The sequence below is a fragment of the Streptomyces sp. ISL-36 genome, from assembly GCF_018614205.1.
Classification (GTDB): Bacteria; Actinomycetota; Actinomycetes; order Streptomycetales; family Streptomycetaceae; genus Streptomyces.
This window is the reverse complement of the sequence record NZ_JAGGOS010000066.1, coordinates 26,633-35,253: the sequence shown is the minus strand read 5'-3', so window position 1 is coordinate 35,253 and position 8,621 is coordinate 26,633. Positions and strand designations below refer to the sequence as shown.

Below are 8,621 nucleotides of genomic sequence, written 5' to 3'. Positions count from 1 at the left end.
GGCCGGAGCGACCGAGGGCGCCATCACGGCGGCCGCCTCCTCGATCGCCGCGGTCAGCGCGGGCGGCAGCCACGGGCCGGACGTCCGGGGAGCGGCGCCCTGCTGGGCGTACCCGACGACCTGGCGCGGGGTGGGGCGGTCGGCTGGGGCCTTCGCCAGACACGCGGCGACGAGCAACCGCAGCCCGTCCGGCACCGCCGCCAGGTCCGGCTCCTCCCGCACCACCCGCTGGAGGACGTCCAGCGGCGTCCCGCCTTCGAACGGCGACGAGCCGCTGGCGGCGAAGGCGAGGGTCGCGCCCAGCGAGAACACGTCGCTCGGCGGCCCGACCTCGCCGGCCGTGGCCTGTTCGGGAGACATGTACGCGGGGGTGCCCAGGATCATGCCGGTGGCCGTGAGCGCCGTGCCGTCGGCGGCCCGCGCGATGCCGAAGTCGATGATGTGCGGGCCGTCGAGGGCGAGCAGGACGTTGCCGGGCTTCAGATCCCGGTGCGTCAGCCCCGCCGCGTGGATCGACTTCAGCGCCTCGGCGATCCCGGCCGCGAGCGCCCGCAGCGCGTGCTCCGGCAGTGGGCCGCCGAGCGCGACGGCCCGGCCCAGCGAGACACCCGGCACGTACGCGGTCGCCATCCACGGCACCGGGCCGTCGGGGTCGGCGTCGACCACGGGCGCGGTGAAGGCACCGGACGCGGCGCGCGCCGACGTCACCTCGGCGCGGAAGCGGGCCCGGAAGCCCGCGTCGGCGGCCAGCTCCGGGCGGACGAGCTTCACCGCGACCGTCCGTCCGCCGGACGAACGGCCCAGGTACACGGCCCCCATGCCGCCCGCGCCGAGCCGGCCCAGCAAGGTGTACGGCCCGATCCGGGGCGGGTCGGTGGGCTGCAACGGCTCCAACGGTGACATGCTCAGGCTCCGTTCGCGTCCAGTGCGGCGACGGTCGTCGCCCCGGTGTCGGAGACGCACAGCCGCCGGTCGCCGGCGCCCCAGGCGAGTTCGGTGGGACTGTTTCCCTTGAACCCGCCGTACTTCCAGCGCGGGTTGCCGTTCGACGCGTCGAAGGCCCAGAGCATTCCGTCCGCCCCCATTCGGTACACGTTTCCGTCGGCGTACAGCAGCCGGGCGCCCAGACGGGACGAGCCCTCGGCGTCGGCCGGCAGCGGCGAACGCCATCGGGTCCTCCCGCTCGCGGTGTCCAGCGCGGCCAGCGAGAAGCCGCCGTCCTCGTCCCGCAGCAGGACGAAGGCGAGGGTGCCCTTCTCGTCGGTCGCGACGCCGTCGCCCCGGAGGGACGTCTCGACGACTCCCGCCGCCTTCCACGCCTGCCTGCCGGTCGCCGGTTCCAGGGCGAAGAGGGTGCCGGCCGCGTCCGCGACGAGGAAGTACCGCCCGGCGGCCCCGACCAGGACGGCCTGGAACTCCTTCGACCAGGCGGCCCCGCCCTTGGCGTCCACCGCGACGATCCGCTTGGTGTCGGCGTACAGCAGGCCGCCGCCGGTCTGCGGCAGACCCCAGAAGACGGGCATCGCCTCGGTGCGGTGGAACCAGGCGGTACGGCGAGCGGCGAGATCCAGCGCCCACACGCCGATCTCGTAGGCGGCGCTCTCGTCGGTCGTCATGGGGAAGACGTAGGCGCGGCCGTCGCGGACACCGGGGAAGTCGAGCACTCCCATGGCGGGCCTGTCGGCCAGTTCGATGGTCCAGGGGTCCTTTCCGTCGGCCATGCGGATCCCGAGCACCCTGGCCCTGCCGCCGGTCTGCCCGCCGCCCGACGCGGTGAATCGCGCCCCGGACACGTACAGCCGGTCGCCGGCCACGGCAGCGACCGTCCGGGCGGTGGGTCCTGTCACGGCGAAGGGCATGTCACCGTGGTCGGCGCCCTTCACCGTCCACTTCTTCTCGCCCCGGCGGTCGAGTCCCACGACCTCCGCGAGCATCACGCAGGCGACGATGCCGCTCCCGGGGAGCACCTGGGCGACGGACGCCGGCAGCCGCGCCTGCCAGGCCAGCTTCGCGTCGGGCACGCTCTCGGCGGACGGGCGGGGCGTGCCCCCGGACGTGCCCCCGGAGCCGCCCAGGGGGTTCTTGCCGTTCCCCTTCGACGTGTCCCTGGTCAGCGCCCAGACGGTGCCGGTCCCGGCGACGGCGAGCGCGCCGCCGGTCAGCCCGAGGAGCAGCTTCCGCCGGTCCGGCGCCGTCGGGGCGGTCCCGGACCCCCCGGGCAGCACCTCGGTCGGGCCGGTGAGCGGCAGGGTCGGCTCCGGTGCGGGAAGCGCCGTCAGGGCGGCCCGCAGGGCGAGGACGTCCGCCGCGATCGGGTCGGGCAGCCACCCGGCCGAGGGGCGGGGCGCGTCCACCGGCGGGAGTGCCGCCCGGGGGTCGACGCGTGGATCCGGCCGCGGACCGGGCCGCTCGATCGCGGCGATCACCTCGCGCGGGGTGGGCCGCAGCGCCGCGTCCTTGGCCAGGCAGCGCTCGATCAGGGGCCGCAGCCCCGCCGGGACGGCGGACAGGTCGGGCTCGGTGTGGACGACGCGGAAGAGGACCGCCGCCCCGGCGCCGTCCCCGAAGGGGCTCTCCCCGCACGCGGCGAACGCGACCGTCGTCCCCAGCGAGAACACGTCGCTCGCCGGGGTGAGGTGCTGCCCCAGCGCCTGCTCCGGGGACATGTACGGCGCCGAGCCGATCACCGCCCCGGTGGACGTCAGGGCCGTGCCGTCGGTGGCCCGTGCGATGCCGAAGTCGATGACGTGCGGACCGTCCAGGGCCAGCAGCACATTGGCCGGTTTCAGGTCCCGGTGGATCACCGCCGCGCCGTGCACCCCGACCAGGGCTTCCGCGAGGCCCGCCGTCAGCATCCGTAACGCGGCCTCCGGCAGCGGGCCGTGCGTGGCGACCGCCCGGTGCAGCGAGACGCCGACGACGAACGCGGTCGCCATCCACGGCACCTCGGCGTCCGGGTCGGCGTCGACGACCGGTGCGGTGAAGGCCCCCGACACCAGGCGGGCCGCCGCGACCTCGCGCCGGAAGCGGTCACGGAAGGCGGTGTCCTCGGCCAGATCGGCCCGCACGACTTTCACCGCGACGGTCCGGCCCCCCGACGACCGGCTGAGATACACCGCACCCATGCCGCCCGCCCCCAGGCGGCCGACGAGTGCGTACGGCCCGATCCGCCGAGGATCGGCGGCACCCAGTGGTTCCATCAGCCCATCCCTCCCCGTGGGCCCCACAGGCTAGCGGGCGACTACCCTGGGAGACCGATCGTTCCCCGCCAGCAGGAGTGAAATGGCCGTCAATCTGGTCAATGTCGAGGCCGTCAGCAAGGTGTACGGGACACGTGCACTGCTCGACGGTGTCTCCCTCGGCGTCTCCGAAGGGGACCGGATCGGGGTCGTGGGCCGCAACGGCGACGGCAAGACCACCCTGATCCGGATGCTCGCCAAGCTGGAGGATGCCGACACCGGCCGGGTCACGCACAGCGGCGGCCTGCGCCTCGGTGTGCTCACCCAGCACGACTCGCTCGACCCGAAGGCCACGATCCGCCACGAGGTCATCGGGGTGATGGCCGACCACGAGTGGGCCGGCAGCGCCAAGATCCGCGACGTGCTCACCGGACTCTTCGGCGGGCTCGACATGCCCGGTTTCGAGCACGGGCTCGACACCGTCATCGGCCCGCTCTCCGGTGGCGAGCGCCGCCGTATCGCGCTCGCGAAGCTCCTCATCGACGACCAGGACCTGATCGTCCTCGACGAGCCCACCAACCACCTCGACGTCGAGGGCATCGCCTGGCTCGCCCAGCACCTCCAGGAGCGGCGCTCGGCCCTCGTCTGCGTCACCCACGACCGCTGGTTCCTCGACCAGGTCTGCACCCGCATGTGGGACGTGCAGCGCGGTGACGTGCACGAGTACGAGGGCGGCTACTCCGACTACGTCTTCGCCCGGGCGGAGCGCGAGCGCATCGCCGCCACCGAGGAGGTCAAGCGGCAGAACCTGATGCGCAAGGAGCTCGCCTGGCTGCGGCGCGGCGCCCCCGCCCGTACCTCCAAGCCCCGCTACCGCATCGAGGCCGCCAACGAGCTCATCGCCGACGTGCCGCCGCCGCGCGACACCTCCGAGCTGATGAAGTTCGCCAACGCCCGCCTGGGCCGGACGGTCTTCGACCTGGAGGACGTCACCGTCACCGCGGGACCCAAGGTCCTGCTCAAGCACCTCACCTGGCAGCTCGGCCCCGGCGACCGGATCGGCCTGGTCGGCGTCAACGGCGCCGGCAAGACCTCTCTGCTGCGCGCCCTCGCCGACGCCGCCCGCACGCAGGGCGAGGAACAGCCCGCCGCCGGGAAGATCGTCGTCGGCAAGACCGTACGGCTCGCCTACCTCTCCCAGGACGTCACCGAGCTGCCCGCCTCCCTGCGCGTCCTGGAGGCGGTCCAGCAGATCCGGGACCGGGTCGACCTCGGCAAGGGCCGGGAGATGACCGCCGGTCAGCTCTGCGAGCAGTTCGGCTTCACCAAGGAGAAGCAGTGGACGCCGGTCGGCGACCTCTCCGGCGGCGAGCGGCGCCGGCTCCAGCTGCTGCGGCTCCTCATGGACGAGCCGAACGTCCTCTTCCTCGACGAGCCCACCAACGACCTGGACATCGAGACCCTCACCCAGCTGGAGGACCTCCTCGACGGCTGGCCCGGCTCCATGGTGGTCATCTCCCACGACCGGTTCTTCATCGAGCGCACCACGGACCGGACCTTCGCGCTGCTCGGGGACCAGACGCTGCGGATGCTGCCCCGCGGCATCGACGAGTACCTGGAGCGCCGCCGGCGGATGATCGAGGCATCGGTCCCGACGCCCGCACCGGCCGCCGCCCAGCAGAAGCCGGGCGTCTCCGCCGCCGACGCCCGGGCCGCGAAGAAGGAGCTGCAGAAGGTCGAGCGCCAGCTCGACAAGCTCTCCGACAAGGAGAGCAAGCTGCACGCCCAAATCGCCGAAAACGCCACAGACTTCGAGAAGGTGGCGAAGCTGGACGCGGAGCTCCGGGAACTGGCCGGTGAACGCGATGAGTTGGAGATGCGCTGGCTCGAACTGGCCGAGGAAGCGTAGAGAAGCCGTGCGGAACGCGTAACGACGGCATCACGGGCCGGTCCTCCCTTGGGAACAAGGGGTGGACCGGTCACTTTTGCGCCATGCCCCGAGTGGTAGAAAGAAAACCCGCTCACATCAAGGGGGAAGCGCTGATGACCCAGCCGCCCAGCAACCAGCCGCCGGGCTTCGGCGCACCGAACCCGAACCCGGACCCGAACCAGGGCCCGAACCAGGGCGTCCCGCCGATGCCTCCGGCTCCGCCGCAGGCCCCGCAGACACCGCCGCCCGCCGCGCCCGGCCCGTACGGACAGCAGCCGCAGCCCGGTTACGGCTATCCGCAGCAGCCGCCCGCGCCCGGATACGGCTACCCGCAGGGCCCCGGGGCCCAGCAGCCGGGGCCGTACGGCCAGCAGCCCGGCCCCTATGGCCAGCAGCCCGGTCCCTACGGTCAGCAGCCCGGTCCCTACGGCGGCTACCCCACCCAGCCCCCGTACCCGGCGGCCCCCACCCCGCCCGGTGGCGGCGGCCCCTTCAAGGGCAAGCCCGGCGTCATCGTGGCCGCGGCCGTCGCCGCGCTCCTCGTCGTCGGTGCCGGCACCTGGTTCGCCGTCAGCGGCGGCGACGACGAGAAGGAGCCGGTCGCCCAGCCGACCGCCACCAGCGCCACCCCGAAGCCCTCCGACTCCGTCGACCAGGGCAACGGCAGCGGCGACGGCCGCAACTCCGAGGACGACCTCAACGCCGGCCGCAAGCCCGGCGAGGCGAAGGTCAACTGGCTGCTCAAGAACAACGTCGACCTGCCGCGCAACGGCGCCGACGTCTTCGGCCCGTGGATCGTCGGCGACGTCGTCGTCAAGGGCATGTACAAGAGCCTCGACGGCTACAGCCTCGGCGACGGCTCCGTGAAGTGGCACCTGGACCTGCCCTTCGAGCTGTGCACGACCGCGCCCGAGCCCACCGCCGACGGCAGCTTCGTCATCGGCGTCAACGACAGCGCGGGCGACCGCGCCAAGTGCACCGAGCTGCAGAAGATCGACCTGAAGACCGGCAAGGTGGGCTGGAAGAAGTCCATCCCCAAGGGCACCGGCTTCAGCTCGCTCTCCGACATCACCCTCGCCATCAGCGGCAACACGGTGACGGCGGCCGGCACCGGCAACTCGTACGGCTACTCCCTCGCCGACGGGCACCAGCTCTTCACCGGGCCGACCAGCGGCTGCAAGCCCTACGCCTTCGCGGGCGGGGCGAAGCTGGTCTCCGCCGCCAGCTGCCCCACCAGCGACTACAAGAACAAGCAGGAGCAGATCAGCGAGGTCGACCCGAACACCGGAAAGCCCCGGTGGACCTTCAAGCTCCAGCCCAACTGGGAAGTCGACAAGATCTACTCGGTGAATCCGCTCGTCGTCTCCGCGCAGCAGCGCGACGAGAAGAAGTGGACCGTGTTCGCCGTCACCCCCACCGGCAAGCTCCGCTCGCAGATCCAGGGCGGCACGGACAAGTACGCGCCCAACTGCGGCGGCGCCTTCGTCGTCTTCGGCCGCAACCTCCAGGGCTGCACCGGTGTCGCCGCCGACGCCAACACCTTCTACATGGCCACGGAGTCCGACAACTACCGCACCGCCAACGCGGTCGTCGCCTTCGACCTGAACACCGGCAAGTCCAAGTGGCGCGCCGCGGCCCCCGCCGAGCGGACCATCACCCCGCTGCGCATGGAGGGCTCGGACGTCCTGCTCTACATGGACGCCTCCTACGACGCGGGCGGCGCGGTCGCCACCCTCGCCCCGACCGGTGGTGCGCCGAAGATCGTGCTCCAGCACCCGGCGTCGACGGCGGAGATCGAGAACACCTTCTACGACCCGGGCTTCGCCTACGGCAACGGGACGTTCGTCGTGACCAGCGGGCGGGTGAGCGCCTCGAACGACAAGGAGGAGAAGGAAGTCAAGACGATGATGGCCTTCAGCAAGTGAGGGCTGTCCGACTCCCATGACGACACCTCGACAGCCCGGCCCGCCCCCGCCCCAGCAGCCGACGTACGGGCCGTACGGCCGACTCAACCCGTACGGGGGCGGGGCCGCCGACCCCGTCGTGCCGCCGCCCCCGCCCCGCCGGCGCCGTGCGAAAGCGGTCGTCGCGGCCGTCGTGGCGGCGCTGCTGGCCGTGGGCGGAGTGACCTGGTACGCGCTGGACGGAGCCGAGGACCGCACGGACGACAAGGCGACCGGGAGCACCGCTCCCACCCCGTCGGGTACGGCCACCGGGCCGGCCGGCCCGCCCGCGCCCGACGCCGCGGACGCGGCCCGCTACAACGCGGGCCGCGCCCCGGGCGACGCGTCCGTCCTCTGGGTCCGGAAGAACGACATCGACGTGCCCGGACTCGGCGGCGACGTCTTCGGCCCCTGGCTGGTCGGGGACACCGTCGTCACCGCCATGTACCGCAACGTCACGGCCCATTCGGTCGTGGACGGCACGGTGAAGTGGCGCCTGACGCTGGACACCGAGATCTGCCGGGCGCCGCAACTGGCCTCCGCGGACGGCAAGATCGCGCTCTCCCTCAAGGACCGCCTCCACGCGGAAGTCGTCGAATGCCGTCGGCTCCAGATGGTCGACCTGCGCACCGGCAAGGCCGGCTGGCAGCAGAAGATCGTCAAGGAGGGCAAGTTCGACTTCATGTACGACTACTCGATCGCGATCAGCGGGGGCACCGTCACCGCGGGCCGGGCCGGGTACTCGAGCGGCTACCGTCTCAGCGACGGCAAACAGCTGTTCGGCCGGTGGGAGGAGAGCCGGTGCCAGCCGTACGCGTACGCCGGCGGCCCGAAGCTCGTCGCCGCGGTCTCCTGCCCCACCTCCGACGCGGACAAGCCGCAGGAGGAGATCCACGAGGTGGATCCGGTGACCGGCAAGTCCCGCTGGAAGTACCGGCTGCCGGCCGGCTACCGGGTCGACCACGTCCTGTCCGTACGGCCGCTCGTCGTCTCGGCCACCTACCGCGCCCAGGGCGGCCACGGCATCGTCGTCCTCAACGAGGACGGGACGAAGCGTTCCTCGCTCAAGGGCAACGACCAGTACGCCGAGGGGTGCGCGGACGACGTCGCCCACGAGGGCAACCTGGAGCGCTGTCAGGTCGTCGTGGACGACACCACCGCCTACCTGGCCACCACCGGGGCCGGCAAGGGCAAGAGCAACGAGATCGTCGCCTTCGACCTCCGTACGGGCAACGCGGTGCGGCGCATCCCGGGGCTGCCGGGACGCATGGCCTGGCCCTTGCGGATGGAGGGCGGTTCGCTGATCGTGCGGATGGCCGCGCTGTCCGACGAACCCGGTTCGCTGGCCACCGTCGCCCCCGGTGCGACCGAGCCCGTCGAGCTGCTCCGGGTCCCGCGCGCCGCGGGGCGCGTCGAGTCGCGCTTCTCCGCCTCCCCGGCGCTGTACAGCGACGGCCGGTACATCCTTGTGCAGAGTGTCGTCGTCGGCTCGACCGACGCCGAAGAGCTGGAGAGGGAGACGCTGTTGGCCTTCGGCACGTGACACCGGTTCCCGCCCGCTCTTTTCGA

Annotated in this window: 5 protein-coding genes; 3 read left to right on the top strand and 2 right to left on the bottom strand. The window is 72.6% G+C overall.

The features are described from left to right. The coding region (locus J7E93_RS17935; RefSeq protein WP_215070600.1) for a serine/threonine-protein kinase at window positions 1-903 on the bottom strand (903 nt) is incomplete at its 3' end. A 2-nt stretch (window positions 904-905) separates the two neighbouring features. Further along, the gene (locus J7E93_RS17930) at window positions 906-3,200 is read right to left on the bottom strand and encodes a PQQ-binding-like beta-propeller repeat protein (protein WP_215070598.1); all 2,295 of its coding nucleotides are present in this window, start codon (window positions 3,198-3,200) and stop codon (window positions 906-908) included. A gap of 82 nt (window positions 3,201-3,282) precedes the next feature. Between J7E93_RS17930 and J7E93_RS17925 the strand changes: the two genes are divergently transcribed. The 3 genes from J7E93_RS17925 (at window position 3,283) to J7E93_RS17915 (ending at window position 8,595) form a co-directional block, all read left to right on the top strand. Beyond that, window positions 3,283-5,088 carry an ABC-F family ATP-binding cassette domain-containing protein gene (locus tag J7E93_RS17925; protein ID WP_215070596.1) on the top strand — a complete coding sequence of 602 codons (1,806 nt, stop codon included), beginning with the start codon at window positions 3,283-3,285 and terminating at the stop codon, window positions 5,086-5,088. Between the two features lie 134 nt (window positions 5,089-5,222). Further along, a complete protein-coding gene (locus J7E93_RS17920; protein WP_215070594.1) occupies window positions 5,223-7,034 on the top strand; it encodes a PQQ-binding-like beta-propeller repeat protein in 1,812 nt (603 codons plus the stop codon). 16 nt (window positions 7,035-7,050) lie between these two features. Further along, a complete protein-coding gene (locus J7E93_RS17915; protein WP_215070592.1) occupies window positions 7,051-8,595 on the top strand; it encodes a PQQ-binding-like beta-propeller repeat protein in 1,545 nt (514 codons plus the stop codon). The last annotated feature ends 26 nt before the right edge of the window (window positions 8,596-8,621 follow it).